The 17396-nt window shown below is 54.2% G+C and carries 15 protein-coding genes and 1 tRNA gene; 13 read left to right on the forward strand and 3 right to left on the reverse strand.

Annotated elements, in window-relative coordinates:
* Positions 1-74 precede the first annotated feature (74 nt).
* The 5 genes from TU92_RS06490 to yjfF all read left to right on the forward strand — a co-directional run bounded on the left by TU92_RS06490 (position 75) and on the right by yjfF (position 5122).
* A tRNA-Trp gene (locus TU92_RS06490) sits at positions 75-150 on the forward strand.
* 406 nt (positions 151-556) lie between these two features.
* Positions 557-1513 carry a galactofuranose ABC transporter, galactofuranose-binding protein YtfQ gene (gene ytfQ / locus TU92_RS06495; RefSeq protein WP_056772381.1) on the forward strand — a complete coding sequence of 319 codons (957 nt, stop codon included), beginning with the start codon at positions 557-559 and terminating at the stop codon, positions 1511-1513.
* Between the two features lie 111 nt (positions 1514-1624).
* Positions 1625-3106: a galactofuranose ABC transporter, ATP-binding protein YtfR gene (gene ytfR / locus TU92_RS06500; RefSeq protein ID WP_208640486.1), complete on the forward strand. Its 1482-nt coding sequence runs from the start codon at positions 1625-1627 to the stop codon at positions 3104-3106.
* A gap of 10 nt (positions 3107-3116) precedes the next feature.
* Complete coding sequence (gene ytfT / locus TU92_RS06505; protein WP_112165457.1) at positions 3117-4136, forward strand: galactofuranose ABC transporter, ATP-binding protein YtfT; 1020 nt, start codon at positions 3117-3119, stop codon at positions 4134-4136.
* Positions 4136-5122 (forward strand): galactofuranose ABC transporter, permease protein YjfF, encoded by a 987-nt coding sequence (yjfF, locus tag TU92_RS06510; RefSeq protein ID WP_112165459.1) that lies wholly within the window; start codon positions 4136-4138, stop codon positions 5120-5122. The genes ytfT and yjfF overlap by 1 nt, the downstream gene beginning before the upstream one ends.
* Before the next feature lie 11 nt (positions 5123-5133).
* Here the strand turns inward: yjfF and hdfR are convergent, their stop codons facing one another.
* The gene (hdfR, locus tag TU92_RS06515; RefSeq protein ID WP_112165626.1) at positions 5134-5958 is read right to left on the reverse strand and encodes an HTH-type transcriptional regulator HdfR; all 825 of its coding nucleotides are present in this window, start codon (positions 5956-5958) and stop codon (positions 5134-5136) included.
* Between the two features lie 118 nt (positions 5959-6076).
* On the opposite strand from hdfR, the gene TU92_RS06520 reads away from it, so the two are divergent.
* Positions 6077-6415 (forward strand): MaoP family protein, encoded by a 339-nt coding sequence (locus TU92_RS06520; RefSeq protein ID WP_112165461.1) that lies wholly within the window; start codon positions 6077-6079, stop codon positions 6413-6415.
* A 24-nt stretch (positions 6416-6439) separates the two neighbouring features.
* On the opposite strand, the gene TU92_RS06525 is transcribed toward TU92_RS06520, so the two are convergent.
* Positions 6440-7975 (reverse strand): YifB family Mg chelatase-like AAA ATPase, encoded by a 1536-nt coding sequence (locus tag TU92_RS06525; protein WP_112165463.1) that lies wholly within the window; start codon positions 7973-7975, stop codon positions 6440-6442.
* A gap of 364 nt (positions 7976-8339) precedes the next feature.
* Here TU92_RS06525 and TU92_RS06530 point away from each other — a divergent pair, with 364 nt between their 5' ends.
* The 7 genes from TU92_RS06530 (at position 8340) to ilvA (ending at position 16287) form a co-directional block, all read left to right on the forward strand.
* Entirely contained in the window at positions 8340-9578 is a 1239-nt protein-coding gene (locus tag TU92_RS06530; RefSeq protein ID WP_112165466.1) for an MFS transporter, read from the forward strand.
* A 132-nt stretch (positions 9579-9710) separates the two neighbouring features.
* Entirely contained in the window at positions 9711-9812 is a 102-nt protein-coding gene (gene ilvL, locus TU92_RS06535) for an ilv operon leader peptide (protein ID WP_112165468.1), read from the forward strand.
* A gap of 147 nt (positions 9813-9959) precedes the next feature.
* Entirely contained in the window at positions 9960-11606 is a 1647-nt protein-coding gene (ilvG, locus tag TU92_RS06540) for an acetolactate synthase 2 catalytic subunit (protein WP_112165470.1), read from the forward strand.
* Positions 11603-11866: an acetolactate synthase 2 small subunit gene (ilvM, locus tag TU92_RS06545; protein WP_013577547.1), complete on the forward strand. Its 264-nt coding sequence runs from the start codon at positions 11603-11605 to the stop codon at positions 11864-11866. The genes ilvG and ilvM overlap by 4 nt, the downstream gene beginning before the upstream one ends.
* Before the next feature lie 18 nt (positions 11867-11884).
* A complete protein-coding gene (locus TU92_RS06550; RefSeq protein WP_104924025.1) occupies positions 11885-12814 on the forward strand; it encodes a branched-chain amino acid transaminase in 930 nt (309 codons plus the stop codon).
* Between the two features lie 72 nt (positions 12815-12886).
* Positions 12887-14737: a dihydroxy-acid dehydratase gene (gene ilvD, locus TU92_RS06555; protein WP_112165472.1), complete on the forward strand. Its 1851-nt coding sequence runs from the start codon at positions 12887-12889 to the stop codon at positions 14735-14737.
* Between the two features lie 5 nt (positions 14738-14742).
* Complete coding sequence (gene ilvA / locus TU92_RS06560; protein ID WP_112165474.1) at positions 14743-16287, forward strand: threonine ammonia-lyase, biosynthetic; 1545 nt, start codon at positions 14743-14745, stop codon at positions 16285-16287.
* A 58-nt stretch (positions 16288-16345) separates the two neighbouring features.
* On the opposite strand, the gene ilvY is transcribed toward ilvA, so the two are convergent.
* Positions 16346-17227, reverse strand: a complete 882-nt coding sequence (ilvY, locus tag TU92_RS06565) for an HTH-type transcriptional activator IlvY (protein ID WP_112165476.1) — start codon at positions 17225-17227, stop codon at positions 16346-16348.
* Positions 17228-17396 lie beyond the last annotated feature (169 nt).

A 17396-nucleotide genomic window follows, 5' to 3' on the forward strand; every position in this document is an offset into this window, starting at 1 on the left:
GAGCCCCGTCCGTTCCGCCAATTATTAAAAATTATGCCTGCTAACTTTAGCAGGCATAATGTTAAGCGTAATTTAGGGGCGTAGCTCAGTTGGTAGAGCACCGGTCTCCAAAACCGGGTGTCGCGAGTTCGAGTCTCTCCGCCCCTGCCATATTAAGAGCCCTTCGCGAAAGCGAGGGGCTTTTTTTTGTTTTAAATCCTGCAATTTCCCCTCTTTAGCTCAATTAATCCTCACCACTGATCCTTTTCCTGCGTCTTTTTGCACCATTTCAGTTCAATTCTTTTTATTTTCCTGGTTATTTTTGGTTATATTTTGGCTAAATACATGCACTAAATGATTGTTATTCCCGTATGTGACCCCGCTCATGCTCCCTTTTTCCCTGTGTACTAAACCTAATCATCGTCCTATGACGACAACCAGAACCGGGCATGACTTTTTTCGTTCTTTTTACGGCGTAATTATCGTAATGAGCGAGAACATATATCCGGTGAATGTTCTGGCCGTACCCAACGAGTCATAACAAAAAGTAGCTCAGACTACACGCGAGGAAAGAGACATGTACAAACGCTTATTTGTGGCAGCAGCAGTAGCAACAGCACTTTGTGGCGCGGCACAGGCAGCTCCGCTGGTTGTAGGTTTTTCTCAGATCGGATCAGAGTCTGGTTGGCGTTCTGCAGAAACTAAGGTATCCAAATCGGAAGCGGAGAAACGCGGGATCACGCTGAAAATTGCGGATGCTCAGCAAAAACAAGAGAACCAAATCAAGGCAATCCGCTCATTCATTGCGCAAGGTGTCGATGCGATCTTTATTGCACCGGTTGTCGCAACCGGTTGGGCCCCCGTTCTGACCGAAGCCAAAGAGGCGAAAATCCCCGTATTCCTCTTAGACCGCACGATTGAAGTCAGCGATCCATCGTTGTATACCGCAGCTGTGGCTTCTGACAGCGTGTATGAAGGTAAAGTCGCCGGTGACTGGCTGGTGAAAGATGTGGCCGGCAAGCCGTGTAACGTGGTCGAACTTCAGGGAACCGTCGGCGCGAGCGTTGCGTTAAACCGTAAAAAAGGTTTTGCTGATGCACTCAAAGCCGCGCCGAATGTCAAAATCATTCGTTCTCAATCCGGTGACTTTACCCGCAGTAAAGGTAAAGAAGTCATGGAGAGCTTCATCAAGGCTGAGCAAAATGGCAAAAACATTTGTGCCGTCTACGCACATAACGATGACATGGCGATCGGTGCTATTCAGGCCATCAAAGAAGCCGGTCTGAAACCGGGTTCGCAGATCAAAATCGTTTCAATTGATGGGGTTCCTGATATCTACAAAGCGATGCTGAATGGCGAAGCGAATGCCTCTGTCGAGCTCACACCAAACATGGCTGGCCCGGCGTTTGATGCGTTGATCGCCATGAAAAAAGACGGTACTCAACCGAAGAAATTTATTCAGACGCAGTCTGCGCTTATCCTGCCGGACATGGCTCAGAAAGAATATGACATGAAAAAAGACATGGGTTATTAAGCCGATTTTACCGGTCTGTCTCACGGGCAGGCCGGTAAAAATTATTCCCATTCCGCCGGTAGCGGATGCAGCAGGAGTAGTGATGTGACGGATAATCCAGGTTCAGCAGTGCTGCTTGATGTGCGTGGCCTCTCAGTAGAATTCCCCGGCGTTAAGGCACTGGAAAATGTCGATTTTACTCTCGAACGTGGTGAGATCGTGGCCCTTTTAGGGGAGAACGGTGCCGGTAAATCCACAATGATTAAAGCCCTGACCGGCGTATATAAACGTTCTGCCGGGCAGGTTTATTTGAATGGTACTCCCATCGAACCGGTCAATACGGCCCATGCGCAGTCGCTTGGGATTGGTACGGTTTACCAGGAAGTGAATCTCCTGCCGAATATTTCCGTGGCGGCTAATCTCTTTATTGGTCGCGAACCTACCCGGTTTGGTCTGGTCAATCAGCGCAAAATGGAACAACAGGCAGAGGTGCTGCTGGAGGGCTACGGATTATATCTCGATGTCAGCCAGCCGCTTTCCACCTATTCCATTGCCATCCAGCAAATCGTGGCGATTGCGCGAGCTGTCGACCTTTCTGCGCAGGTATTAATCCTCGACGAACCTACCGCCAGTCTCGATGCTAAAGAAGTCAGCATGCTGCTGGATATTCTCGTGCAGCTGCGTGACAAAGGTGTTGGGATGATTTTCGTGACCCATTTCCTCGATCAGGTTTACCGCATCAGCGACCGTATTACAGTGCTGCGCAACGGCAAACGTGTGGGGTCAGAGCGCACGGTTGATTTACCACGTATGGATCTCGTGCCGATGATGCTGGGACACAGCTTTGATGAAAGTCTGCTTAAACGTACTGAACATCGCAATGTCACCGGTGAACCGCTGGTGGAATTTAAGGATTATGGCCGTCGTGGCGTGGTCGAGAATTTCGATCTGAAAGTCCGTCGTGGTGAAATTGTCGGCCTTGCCGGATTGTTGGGATCCGGGCGGACAGAAACCGCTCAGTTGATTTTCGGCATCAAAGGTCATGACAGCGGCAAAGCTCGGGTTGATGGCAAGGAAGAGACCATCAGTACGCCGCGTAAAGCGGCCAAACTCGGATTTGGTTACTGCCCTGAGGATCGCAAGACCGATGGCATTATCGGCGCAGCCACCGTCCGTGAAAATATCATTCTTGCACTACAGGCTCAGCGCGGCTGGTTACGACCTCTGCCGATGAAAGAGCAGCATCAGATCTCAGAGAAATTCATCAAACTTCTCGGCATTCGAACACCCGGCACCGAGCAGGAAATTCAATATCTCTCCGGCGGGAATCAGCAAAAAGTCCTGCTTTCGCGCTGGCTTGCCACCAATCCTCGCTTTCTCATCCTCGATGAACCGACCCGCGGCATTGACGTCGGCGCGCATGCTGAAATCATTCGCCTGATTGAAAAACTGTGCGATGAGGGGCTGGCATTGCTGGTGATTTCATCCGAGCTGGAAGAGTTGTCGGGCTATGCAGACCGCATCGTGGTGTTACGCGATCGCCGTCATGTTGCCGAAATTGAGCAGGCTGAAATCTCCGTGCCAGCCATTATGAAAGCCATCGCGGCGCAATGAGGAGATATCGATGAGTAACAGGAGTCTGCCGATGACAGGATCACCGCGCAAAGTTCGATGGGTATTTCCAAAGGGTGCTACGCAAATCGGGGCATTCATTGCCATTTTACTGATCGATAGCCTGGTCGCGCCGGGCTTTTTCTCAATCCACATTCAGGATGGCCGGCTATTTGGCAGTCTGGTGGATATCTTTAACCGCGGTGCGCCGGTGGCTCTGCTGGCTCTCGGTATGACGCTGGTGATTGCGACAGGAGGCATAGATCTCTCGGTGGGTGCCGTGATGGCCATTGCCGGAGCAACGGCGGCCACCATGACGGTGCAAGGTTATCCGCTGGCAATGGTGCTCCTGGCTTCCGTCGGTGTAGGTGCGGTTTGCGGCCTGTGGAATGGCTTTCTGGTCGCCGTGCTGCAGATTCAGCCGATCGTGGCGACGCTGATGCTGATGGTCGCTGGTCGCGGAATCGCGCAGCTCATCACCGAGGGACAAATCGTCACGTTCGAACACAATGGTTTATCGCAGTTCGGCAGCGGTTCCCTGTTTTATCTGCCGATGCCGGTGATCATTGTGGTCGTGATGTTGGTTCTGGTGTGGGCGCTGACGCGTAAAACGGCGCTTGGGCTATTTATTGAATCCGTCGGGATCAATATCCGATCCGCATACAACGCCGGGGTAAATGCGCGTCTGGTGCTGATTTCTACTTATGTAATTTGCGGGATTTGTGCAGCGGTCGCGGGGGTTATCGTCACGGCGGATATTCGCGGTGCCGATGCCAATAATGCCGGTTTATGGCTGGAACTGGATGCGATTCTGGCGGTGGTCATTGGTGGTGGTTCGTTGCTCGGAGGGCGATTTAATCTGCTCCTTTCGGTTATCGGTGCGCTCATCATTCAGGGCATGAACACCGGCATTCTGCTCTCCGGTTTTAAACCTGAGTTTAATCTGGTACTCAAAGCGTTGGTGGTGCTGGCCGTGCTGGTGGTGCAGTCGCCCCGGGTGTCGCTCAGTAATCTGTTTCGGAGGAAGGGATAATGCTCAAAAGAAATCTGCCCCTGCTGATTACTATCGTGGTGTTTCTGGCCGGATATGGTTATTGCTTCACCCAGTTTCCCGGATTCTCCTCCACGCGCGTCTTCTTTGATTTACTGACAGATAATGCCTTTCTCGGGATTGTAGCCGTCGGGATGACCTTCGTGATCCTCTCAGGCGGCATCGATTTGTCGGTAGGCTCAGTGATCGCTTTTACCGGCGTTTTACTGGCGAAACTGATTGGCGATTACGGCGTTGCGCCCGGTTATGCCTTCGTGATTGTCCTGCTGATGGGAGCGATGTTTGGCGCACTGATGGGTTGGATCATCGATACGCTGAAGCTTCCGGCGTTTATTATTACCCTGGCAGGAATGTTTTTCGTTCGCGGTATGAGCTTTATCGTTTCCGAAGAATCGCTGCCCATTAATCATCCAGTTTATGATTTTCTGGCGAATTACGCATGGAAAATGCCGGGCGGGGGACGTTTCACGCTGCTGGCGTTAATCATGCTGCTGGTCGTCTTCGTGGGGATTATTTTGGCGCACCGGACACGCTTTGGGAACAACGTCTACGCGGTCGGTGGCAGTAACGTGTCGGCGGCGCTGATGGGCGTTCCGGTGAGGCGGACAACGATTTACATCTACATGCTGTCGAGCACGCTGGCTGTCCTTTCCGGCATCGTGTTTTCACTCTACACCTCCGCCGGATACGCGCTGGCAGCCAGTGGGGTAGAGCTGGATGCTATCGCTTCTGTCGTCATCGGGGGAACCTTGCTGAGCGGCGGCGTAGGGACCGTACTTGGAAGCCTGTTCGGCGTTCTGATTCAGGGCCTGATCCAAACCTACATCACGTTCGACGGTACACTCAGCTCGTGGTGGACCAAAATCGTCATGGGTATCCTGCTGTTTGTCTTTATCGGCTTGCAGAAGGGCATGAGCTCATTCTGGACCGCCAGAAGAGCACGGCATCCGCGCCCCGAGCCGACCTGATGGCGGAGGGCTCAGAGATGGGTGATCAGCGGCGTTTTAAGTAACTGACGGATAAGAACCTGCTGATCGCTATTTTGCAGCCATACGGCGTACAGCGGGCGGATAACCGGTGGAATCTCTTCATGCGCTGCCAACTGGGGATATTCTTTTGCCCAGTGTGACGGCAGGAAAGCGCAGCCACCGGTCTGCTCCAGTAATTGTCGCGTCAGATGCGCTGATGTGGTGGTCAGAACGGGTTCCTGATCGCTGTTTTGCAACTTTTCCTGCTGAGGAAAATCGGCGCCCCATTCCAGTTTCACATAAGGCGATTGTTCCCCTCTGACTGTTTTCTTCGATGAAAAAAGTCGTAACGAGAAATTACCCAACAGCTGACTTGAGAGCTCGTCCATTTTTGGCGGCTCGGTGGTGATCAGCAAATCCAGTTGTCTTTCATGCAATTGCTTTACCAGCGACTGGCGCAACGCGATGCGTGCTTCCAGCCGCAAAGTATCACGTTGCACGTAGAGCGACTGCATCCACGGCGTCAGATAGGCTTCCCATAGCGAGGCCGTGGCACCAATCGACAATTCTGTGTGCTGTAACGAGCGTAACACCTCTTTTTTCGCCAATTGCCAGGTAGACATCAGATTCTCGGCGTAAGGCAGCAGACGCTCTCCTGCGGGCGTTAAGCGGATATTATTTCGATGGCGGGTGAACAAATTTGCGCCAAGTTGGGTTTCCAGTTGCCGGATACGAAAGCTGACAGCGGATTGCGTCAGATAAAGCGATTCCGCTGCCCGACCAAAGTGGCGAGTTCTACTGACCTCCAAAAAGGTTTTCAGTAATTCCGTGTCCAAAACCATCTCCAATTATTTTTGTCGTTAAGATTTAAATGTTTTGTTTTACACAATGTCAAGCCTAACTAATACTCCGCGCCATAACAGCACGACCATGAGAGAATTAGGAGCGTGTCAGATGGCGGAAAGCTTCACCACGACAAGTCGTTTTTTTGATAATAAACATTACCCTCGCGGGTTCTCCCGGCATGGCGATTTCACCATTAAAGAAGCGCAAATGCTAGAACGTTACGGCTTTGCCTTTAACGAACTGGATTTGGGAAAACGCGAGCCAGCAACCGATGAAGAAAAGCTGTTCCTTGAGGTTTGCCGCGGTACGCGCGAACCGGTAACGGAAGCTGAAAAAGTGTGGAATAAGTACATCATCCGCACCCGTCGTCCGAAGAAATTCCACACGCTGTCCGGCGGTAAACCGCAGGCAGACGCTGTAGAAGACTACACGGAAAGCGACGACTAATGAAACGGGGCTATGCCCCGTTTTTTATGCCAGACTCTTATGCAGAGTTAACAATAGCCTATCCATGGTGCGATAGCTCAGCGCCTCAGCAATATGTTTGCGTTCAATGGCTTCACTCCCCCCGAGATCGGCCAGTGTTCTCGCGACTTTCAGAATGCGATGCCAGGCTCTCACCGATAATCCCAGTTTATGCAGCACTTCTTCCAGAAACTCAGCATCCGCCTTCGTTAACACACAATACGTTTCCACCTCACTGCTGTTCATATGTGCATTGATTTTCCCCGCACGTTTTAACTGAACGTCTCTGGCTGTCAGCACCCGTTCCCGAACTTCTGCACTGCTTTCCCTGGCGGTCGGTGCATGGTTTTGCTGGCTGAGGATCCCCGGCGGTAAAAGTGGCACTTCAATCGATAAATCGAACCGGTCCAGAAAAGGGCCTGATAGTCTGCCCAGATAGCGCAGAACCTGCTGGGGCGGTGTGCGGTTGTGAATGCCCTGATAATGCCCTGTCGGGCTGGGATTCATGGCTGCGATCAGTTGTGCTCTTGCCGGATAGCGCACTTTCGCTCTGGCGCGGGAAATGGTGATTTCGCCGGACTCCATCGGCTGGCGCAGCGCATCTAACACCTGCCGCTGAAATTCCGGCAGCTCATCGAGAAACAGAACGCCGTTGTGTGCCAGCGAAATTTCTCCGGGCCTCGGCAGCGAGCCGCCACCGACCAGTGCGCTCATCGACGTACTATGATGCGGTGCGCGAAAAGGCCGCACGCGGGAGAACTCACCGTCCTCCTCCGGGTTATACACCAGGCTGGCGATGGCCGCTGTTTCCAGCTTCTCCTCATTGCTTAGCGGCGGCAATAATCCCGGTAACCGGCTGGCGAGCATGGTTTTGCCCGTTCCCGGCGGACCAATCAGCAGCAGGTTATGTCCGCCCGCTGCGGCGACCTCCAATGCACGCTTGGACTGCTCCTGGCCAATGATCTCCGCGATATCGGGCTGATGCACAGAGGCGGGTGGCTCTGTGGGATAGTCGATGGGCGGCAGGCTGTCTTCGCCTTGCAGGAAAGCGCAAACCTGTAGCAGGTGCCCGGCGATCTGCGCTACCCCCGGATCGAGCAGCGTCATTTCCATCTGGTTGTTCTGCGGCAGGATCAGTATCCGCCCCTCTTTCTGCGCCTCAAGTGCTGCCGGGATCGCGCCATTAACGCTGCGTAACGCACCAGAAAGCCCGAGCTCACCCAAAAACTCGTAGGCCTCCAGCTTATCGCCCTGCAACTGCTCAGAAGCCACCAGAATCGCCAGCGCGATCGATAAGTCATATCGCCCGCCTTCTTTGGGCAAATCTGCCGGGGCGAGATTGACGGTGATGCGCTTGGCAGGAAAGGTGAATCCGCAGTTGATGATGGCGCTGCGCACGCGATCTCTGGCCTCTTTGACGGTGGTTTCGGGCAGCCCCACCAGCGTCAGTGCCGGTAAACCGTTGCTGATATGCACTTCGACAGAAACACCGGGCGCCTGAACACCGAGCGATGCGCGTGTATACACCACGGCTAATGACATGCTTTTTCCTTTGCTGTGAAAATTCCTGTCAGTAGCATGCCGGAATGCAAAACCGCAGCGGAAATAAGATGGCAGCCTTGCGCAGCATCGCGTGAAAAATTTTTAGAAATTACACCGTGAAATCAAAAGGCTGTGCGATGTCTCGCAAAGTCTGCAACATTCTTTAACAGCCTGAGGTTTCTGGAAACAAATTAGCTGGCTAATTAAGTTGCCGGTTTGCGAGGCAGAGGTGTTTAATTTGAGTGTATTTAACAATAAATAAACAAATACGCATTATTAATTAACATCTCTCTGCCTCACAGAGGATTTTCCGGATCGGCTCGTGAGCGCATTGCCTACATCTTTCCGGAATAGGGATACACCCATGTTTGGTTGGACTTCTCGGCAACGAAATGTTGCCATCGCCAGTTTCTTAAGCTGGACCCTCGATGCCTTCGATTTTTTCATTTTAGTCTTTCTGCTCAGTGATATAGCGACGGCATTTCAGGTGGATATCAAAGAGGTGACGCTGGCGATTTTGCTGACACTGGCAGTCCGGCCAATAGGGGCATTGTTGTTCGGGCGGGCAGCGGAAAAATATGGCCGTAAACCGGTGCTGATGGTTAACATTGCCTGCTTTTCAATTTTCGAACTTTGCACGGCAGTGGCGCCTTCACTGACCGTTTTCCTGATCCTGCGAGTGATTTACGGCGTGGCGATGGGCGGAGTCTGGGGCGTGGCGTCATCACTGGCGATGGAAACCATCCCAGACCGTTCACGCGGGATGATGTCCGGGATTTTTCAGGCCGGTTATCCGTTTGGTTACCTGCTGGCGGCGGTGGTTTACGGCTTGTTCTCTGAACTGGTCGGCTGGCGTGGCATGTTTGTGATCGGCGCTGTCCCCGTCTTTCTGCTGCCGTTCATCTGGTTCAAAGTTCAGGAATCGCCGGTCTGGCTCGCCGCCCGCGAACGCAAGGAAAGTACCGCTTTGTTACCGGTGCTGAAATCGCACTGGAAGCTCTGCGTCTATCTGGTGGTGCTGATGGCGGCGTTTAATTTCTTCAGCCACGGAACGCAGGATCTTTACCCTTCATTCCTGAAAGTTCAGCACGGTTTTGATGCCCATACGGTCAGCCTGATTGCGATCGGTTACACCATCGCCTCAATCATTGGCGGTATCTTCTTTGGCACGCTGTCGGAGAAAATCGGGCGCAAAAAAGCCATTATTATCGCGGCGTTACTCTCTTTACCGGTGATCCCGTTGTGGGCCTTCTCCAGCGGAACCTGGACTATCGGTCTGGGCGCATTTCTGATGCAGTTTATGGTGCAGGGCGCGTGGGGCGTGGTGCCATCGTACTTAACCGAGTTGGTGCCCGCGAATACCCGTGCCGTGCTGCCCGGATTCGTTTATCAGCTGGGGAATCTGCTGGCATCGGTCAACGCTACCTTGCAGGCGAGCATCGCCGAAAGCCACGGACATAACTACGGCCTGGCGATGGCGATTGTTGCCGGGACGGTGGCAATCGTGATTTCCATACTGGTTGCGTTTGGGCGGGATACGCGCGGAAAAGCCATAACAGGTGCAATAAATAATCAGACGGCGGATCAACCCGCTAAGGTTTGATTTTCCAGATTTTTTTTGGCGGATTGTGCAACGGTGCGCAAATAATAACGCAAGAAAAATGTTGTCATTAAATGCATTACTGTGATAACTCTGTAGGCAATCGTTCGCAATATGAATTATAGAAACCTAAAAATGAAAGCCCTTCTCCTCGTAGTTAGCCTAGTCGTGATTCGCGTGGTGGTGATTATTATCCCACCGTGCGGGGCTGCACTTGGACGAAGAAAGGCTTATTAAACAAGCCTGAACCTGAAAAGAAACCCCGCACCGAAAGGTCCGGGGTTTTTTTTTGGTTCGGTGATTTCAGTGAACAATGAAGCGAGGTCGGAAAATGAGCAACAGCATAATATTCTGCACTTGTCGCAAAAAGGCAGGAGAATAAGGATGAACGGAGCACAGTGGGTAGTACAAGCGTTGCGTGCGCAGGGGGTAGATATGGTGTTTGGTTATCCCGGCGGAGCAATCATGCCGGTATACGATGCACTGTATGACGGCGGCGTGGAACACCTGTTGTGCCGGCACGAGCAAGGTGCCGCAATGGCCGCCATCGGCTATGCCCGTTCAACCGGAAAAGTCGGCGTGTGTATCGCCACTTCCGGTCCCGGCGCCACCAACCTGATCACCGGTCTGGCTGACGCGCTGTTGGATTCCGTTCCTCTGGTGGCAATCACCGGTCAGGTGGGTTCCGCGTTTATCGGCACTGACGCCTTTCAGGAAATCGACGTTTTAGGTTTATCTCTGGCCTGTACCAAACACAGTTTCCTGGTGGAATCGCTGGATGCGCTGCCTGAAATCATGGCCGAAGCTTTCGCCATCGCCAGCTCTGGCCGTCCAGGCCCCGTGCTGATCGACATTCCGAAAGATATCCAGCTGGCAACGGGTGAACTGCCGCCGCACCTGCTGGCCGTCGAAGAATCCTTCCCGCATCCGGCTGTTGAACTGGAACAAGCCCGCGCAATGATCGCTGCGGCCCAAAAACCTATGCTGTACATCGGCGGCGGCGTTGGCATGGCTCAGGCAGTGCCTGCCTTACGCGAATTCATCTCTACTACCGGTATTCCCGCGGTGGCGACGCTGAAAGGTCTGGGTGCACCGGATGCCACCGACCCTTGTTATCTGGGCATGTTGGGTATGCACGGTACCAGAGCGGCCAATCTGGCGGTGCAGTCTTCTGACTTGTTGATCGCCGTTGGTGCGCGTTTCGATGACCGCGTGACCGGCAAGCTGAACACTTTCGCACCGCACGCCGCCGTTATCCATATGGATATCGACCCGGCGGAGCTGAACAAACTGCGTCAGGCACACGTCGCGTTACAGGGCGATTTAAATGCACTGTTACCGGCGCTGCAACAACCACTGAGCATCGATGCATGGCGTGACGAAGTGATGACCCTGAAAGCCCAGGGCGAATGGCGTTACGATCATCCGGGCGAGGCCATCTACGCGCCACTGCTGCTGAAACAAATCTCCGATCGCAAAGATGCCACTACCGTGGTGACCACCGACGTCGGCCAGCACCAGATGTGGACCGCGCAGCACATGCAGTTCTCGCGTCCTGAAAACTTCATCACTTCCAGCGGTCTGGGCACGATGGGCTTCGGCGTACCTGCTGCCGTCGGTGCGCAGGTTGCACGCCCTGACGATATGGTGATCTGCGTTTCGGGCGATGGCTCCTTCATGATGAATGTGCAGGAACTGGGCACCATCAAGCGAAAACAGTTGCCCGTAAAAATCCTGCTGTTGGATAACCAGCGGTTAGGGATGGTTCGACAGTGGCAGGAATTGTTCTTCGACGGACGCTTCAGTGAAACCAACCTCTCCGATAACCCCGATTTTGTGACGCTGGCCAGCGCATTCAATATTCCCGGCCAACGTATCAGCCGTAAAGACCAAGTCGATGCCGCACTGGATGCCTTTTTCAACAGCAAAGGCCCGTATTTGCTTCATGTCTCCATCGACGAAAATGAAAATGTCTGGCCTCTGGTACCACCGGGCGCAGGCAACGAAACCATGTTGGAGAAAATGTCATGATGCAGCATAACGTCTCAATCCAGGCCCGTTTCCGCCCTGAAATGTTGGAGCGCGTATTACGCGTTGTTCGCCACCGTGGTTTTCAGGTCTGTGCGATGAACATGACCCCGATGGTCAATGCAGAAAATATAAATATCGAATTGACCGTTGCCAGCCAGCGGCCGGTAGATTTACTGTCTTCACAGTTACGCAAACTTATGGATGTCGCCTGTGTCGAAATCCAGCAACACACATCACAACAAATACGCGCGAATGCGTGAGTAATAGGGACGAATAGAATGACGAAGAAAGCTGATTACATTTGGTTCAATGGCGAGATGGTTCCGTGGGCAGAAGCAAAGGTTCACGTGATGTCCCATGCGTTGCATTACGGCACCTCAGTCTTCGAAGGCGTGCGTTGCTACGACTCCCATAAAGGCCCGGTCGTTTTCCGCCACCGTGAACATATGCAGCGTCTGCGCGATTCCGCCAAAATCTACCGTATGCCGGTTTCTCAGAGCGTTGATGAACTGATGGAAGCCTGCCGCGAAACGCTGCGTAAAAACAATCTGGTCAGCGCGTATATTCGTCCGCTGGTGTTTGTGGGCGATGTCGGTATGGGCGTGAACCCGCCGGATGGCTACAAAACTGACGTCATCATCGCCGCCTTCCCGTGGGGCGCATATCTGGGTGAAGAAGCCCTTGAGCAGGGTATCGACGCAATGGTCTCCTCATGGAACCGCGTTGCCGCCAACACCATTCCGACCGCCGCAAAAGCCGGTGGTAACTACCTGTCCTCATTGCTGGTCGGCAGCGAAGCACGCCGTCACGGTTATCAGGAAGGGATCGCGCTGGATATTCACGGTTACGTCTCAGAAGGCGCGGGCGAAAACTTGTTCGAAGTGAAAGAAGGCATCTTGTTCACACCGCCGTTTACCTCTTCTGCACTGCCGGGCATTACCCGCGATGCAATCATTAAACTGGCGAAAGACATGGGTCTGGAAGTGCGTGAGCAGGTGCTGTCCCGCGAATCTCTGTATCTGGCTGACGAAGTGTTCATGTCCGGAACTGCGGCGGAAATCACTCCTGTACGCAGCGTGGACGGCATTCAGGTCGGAATCGGCAAACGCGGTCCGGTCACGAAACAAATTCAGGATGCGTTCTTCGGCCTGTTCACCGGCAAAACCGAAGACAAATGGGGATGGTTGGACCCAATTAATCCACAGTAATCTAAAGAACAAGAATGATGCAGGTGGCGATTTCGCTGCCTGCTAAACAGAAATGATTTGGAGTAACTGAGCATGCCTAAGTACCGTTCCCATACCACCACTCATGGCCGTAATATGGCTGGCGCCCGCGCATTATGGCGTGCCACCGGCATGACCGATGATGATTTCGGCAAGCCAATTATTGCCGTCGTTAACTCCTTTACCCAGTTCGTACCAGGCCACGTGCACTTGCGCGATCTGGGTAAACTGGTTGCTGAGCAAATCGAAGCGTCCGGCGGTGTGGCAAAAGAATTCAACACTATCGCAGTGGATGATGGTATCGCGATGGGGCACGGCGGCATGCTGTATTCATTGCCTTCCCGTGAACTGATCGCCGATTCCGTCGAATACATGGTGAACGCGCACTGCGCCGATGCCATGGTGTGTATTTCCAACTGCGACAAAATCACCCCGGGAATGCTGATGGCGTCATTGCGCCTGAACATTCCGGTGATCTTTGTTTCCGGCGGCCCGATGGAAGCCGGTAAAACCAAGCTGTCTGACAAAATCATCAAGCTCGATCTGGTCGATGCCATGATTCAGGGCGCAAACCCGAACGTCAGCGACGCCGACAGCGAGCAGATCGAACGTTCTGCCTGTCCGACCTGCGGCTCCTGTTCCGGTATGTTTACCGCCAACTCCATGAACTGTCTGACCGAAGCGCTGGGTCTGTCGCAGCCGGGTAACGGTTCATTGCTGGCGACGCACGCTGACCGCCGCGAACTGTTCCTGAACGCCGGTCGCCGCATCGTTGAGCTGACCAAACGTTATTACGAAAAAGATGACGAAACCGCACTGCCACGCAACATCGCCAGCAAAGCGGCATTCGAGAATGCCATGACGCTGGATATAGCGATGGGCGGCTCGACCAACACCGTTCTGCACCTGCTGGCTGCCGCGCAGGAAGGCGGAATCGAATTCGATATGATCGATATCGACCGTCTGTCACGCGTCGTACCGCACCTGTGTAAAGTCGCACCGAGCACGCCGAAATACCATATGGAAGACGTTCACCGCGCCGGTGGCGTACTGGCGATTCTGGGCGAACTGGACCGCGCGAACCTGCTGAACCGCGACGTCAAAAACATCCTTGGCCTGAACCTGACGGAAACGCTGAATCAGTACGACATCATGCTGACCAAAGATGAAGCCGTGAAAAAAATGTTCCGCGCCGGTCCGGCCGGTATCCGCACCACGCAGGCGTTCTCACAGGATTGCCGCTGGGACACACTGGATGATGACCGCGCCGAAGGCTGTATCCGCTCGCTGGAAAATGCGTTCAGTCTGGAAGGCGGGCTGGCCGTGCTGTACGGCAACATCGCCGAAGCCGGCAGTATCGTGAAAACCGCAGGCGTGGATAAATCTAACCTGACCTTCCGTGGCCCGGCCAAAGTCTACGAAAGCCAGGACGATGCCGTGAGCGCGATCCTCGGTGGCAAAGTCGTTTCAGGCGACGTCGTGGTTATCCGCTACGAAGGGCCAAAGGGCGGGCCGGGTATGCAGGAAATGCTGTATCCGACTACCTATCTGAAATCCATGGGGCTCGGCAAAGAGTGTGCGCTGATCACTGACGGTCGTTTCTCAGGCGGCACATCCGGCCTGTCTATCGGTCACGTTTCTCCTGAAGCGGGCAGCGGCGGCATGATTGCGCTGGTTGAGGATGGCGACTTTATCGACATCGACATTCCAAACCGCAGCATGGTGCTGGACGTTCCGGCAGCCGAACTGGCAGCGCGTCATGCAGCAGAAGAGGCTCGTGGCGATCAGGCGTGGACGCCGAAGAACCGCGTGCGTGAAGTCTCCTATGCGCTGCGTGCTTACGCCATGCTGGCGACCAGTGCCGACAAAGGCGCCGTTCGCGACAAGTCTAAGCTGGGAGGCTAAAGGCCATGGCGGTATCTCAACCTTTGCCCGACCAGCCGTGCGGCGCTGAATATCTGCGCGCCGTGCTGCGTGCGCCGGTGTATGAAGTCGCACAGGTGACCCCTTTGCAGGTCATGGAAAAGATCTCTTCCCGGCTGGGTAATACCATTCTGGTGAAGAGGGAGGACCGCCAGGCTGTTCACAGTTTTAAACTGCGCGGCGCGTATTCCATGATAGCCAGCCTGACCGAAGAGCAGGCCGCCCGTGGCGTGATCACGGCCTCGGCCGGTAACCATGCGCAGGGTGTTGCGCTGTCGGCCACCAAAAAGGGCATCAAATCTCTGATAGTGATGCCGGTGGCGACCGCGGACATCAAAGTCGATGCGGTGCGCAGTTTCGGTGGTGAAGTATTGCTGTTTGGCGCGAATTTCGACGAAGCCAAAGGCAAAGCTATCGAGCTTTCGCAGCAGCAGGGCATGACGTTTGTCCCGCCGTTTGACCATCCGGCGGTGATCGCCGGGCAGGGCACGCTGGCGATGGAGCTGCTGCAACAGGATGCGCATCTCGACCGCGTATTCGTGCCGGTCGGCGGCGGCGGTCTGGCAGCGGGCGTCGCGGTGTTGATCAAACAGCTCATGCCGCAGATCAAAGTGATTGGCGTCGAAGCCGAAGATTCTGCCTGCCTGCGCGCAGCGCTGGATGCCGGTGAACCTGTTGATCTGGCGCGCGTCGGGCTGTTCGCTGAAGGCGTGGCGGTGAAGCGTATCGGTAACGAAACGTTCCGCCTGTGCCGTGAATATCTTGATGACGTGATAACCGTCGACAGCGATGCCATCTGCGCCGCGGTGAAAGATTTGTTCGAAGACGTGCGTGCGATTGCCGAGCCTTCCGGGGCGCTGGCGCTGGCGGGACTGAAGAAATACGTGCAGCAGCACAACATTCAGGGCGAACGTCTGGCGCACGTGCTATCAGGCGCGAACGTCAACTTCCACGGTTTACGTTACGTATCGGAACGCTGCGAGCTCGGCGAACAACGCGAAGCGCTGCTGGCGGTGACCATTCCTGAGCGCAAAGGCAGCTTCCTGAAATTCTGTCAGCTGCTGGGTGGCCGTTCGGTGACCGAGTTCAACTACCGTTATGCCGATGCGGATAACGCCTGCATCTTCGTGGGCGTGCGTCTGACGCGCGGCCACGCAGAGCGGCTGGGAATCATCGACGAGCTGAATCGCGATGGCTATCAGGTGGTGGATCTCTCTGATGATGAAATGGCGAAACTTCACGTGCGGTACATGGTGGGCGGGCGTCCAACCAAGCCTTTGCGCGAGCGGCTTTACAGCTTTGAGTTTCCGGAATCACCGGGCGCGTTGCTGAAATTCCTGCATACGCTGGGCACGCACTGGAATATTTCGCTGTTCCATTACCGCAGCCACGGCACCGATTTTGGCCGCGTGCTGGCCGCGTTCGAGCTGAATGAACAGGAACCGGAGTTCGAACAGAACCTGAAGGCGCTGGGTTATGACTGCCATAACGAAAGTGATAATCCTGCGTTCCGCTTCTTCTTAGCGGGCTAAAAATCTAAGGGCCCGCACGGGCCCTTTTTCTTTGCCATCATTTTGTCGTGAACGCGGGTTATAACAGTTGCCAGAACGCGTCGATCAGCGGTTCGTTCAGGCGTTTTTTCTGCACGCAGACGCCCAGCTCCAGCGGTGCGCCGACCGTGACGTTATCCAGAATCGTAATGCGGTTGCGGATGGATTCCGGACTGTTATCGACGACGACTGACGGGATAAGCGCGATGCCGCAACCGAGCGCCACCATCGAAACAATCGCTTCGTGGCCGGAGACAGTGGCATAAATCAGCGGATTGCTCAGACGGTTGCGTTTGAACCAGATGTCGATGCGTTTTCGTGCCGGGCCGTGTTCCGGAAGAATGAACGGAATTTGCGACCAGTCGGGATGTGGTTCACTGACCTGCGTCCGAACCGCGCAGGGCAGGGAGGGCGAAATCAGGATCATCGGAATTTCACCGATTTTTGTGAAATCGACGCTGCCCGGTAGCGTTTCAGGATGCCCGGCGATGCCTAAATCCGCTTCGGTGGATTGCACTTTCTCAACCGCATCGGCGGCATCACCGGTGGTCAGTTTGATTTCTACCAGCGGATGTTGCGCGCGGAAGCGGTCGAGGATGGGCGGCAGATGGCTGTACGCGGCGGTTACCGAGCAGAACAAACGCAGTTCGCCGCTCAGCGTCGGACCATGCTGATCCAGCCCGCTGCGCAGCTGCTGGTAATGCAGCAGCGTCTGCTGGGCAAAGTTTTTGAGTTGTTCGCCTGCACTGGTCAGTTGCACTGTGCGGTTATCACGCTGAAAAAGCGGCTGGCCAAGTTCTTCCTCCAGCCGTTGGATCTGGCGCGACAGCGTTGACGGGCTGACATGCATCGCCTTCGATGAACGGCCAAAATGGCGGCTTTCCGCCAGATGCAAAAACAGTTTCAGATCACGTAAGTCCATAAAGATTACCCGGCTCTTTGGTTTCACAGATGACAAAACAAGAGTATTGCAGATTTTGCAACGTCATCTTCGTAATATATCAATTTAAGCAATGTGTCGCATGACATATAGTGAATTCACGGCGTTCACCGGTTCACGGGTGAAACAAAAAATAACAGCACTTACCTCG

Origin of the sequence: Rahnella inusitata (genome assembly GCF_003263515.1) — a bacterium.
GTDB lineage: Bacteria > Pseudomonadota > Gammaproteobacteria > Enterobacterales > Enterobacteriaceae > Rahnella > Rahnella inusitata.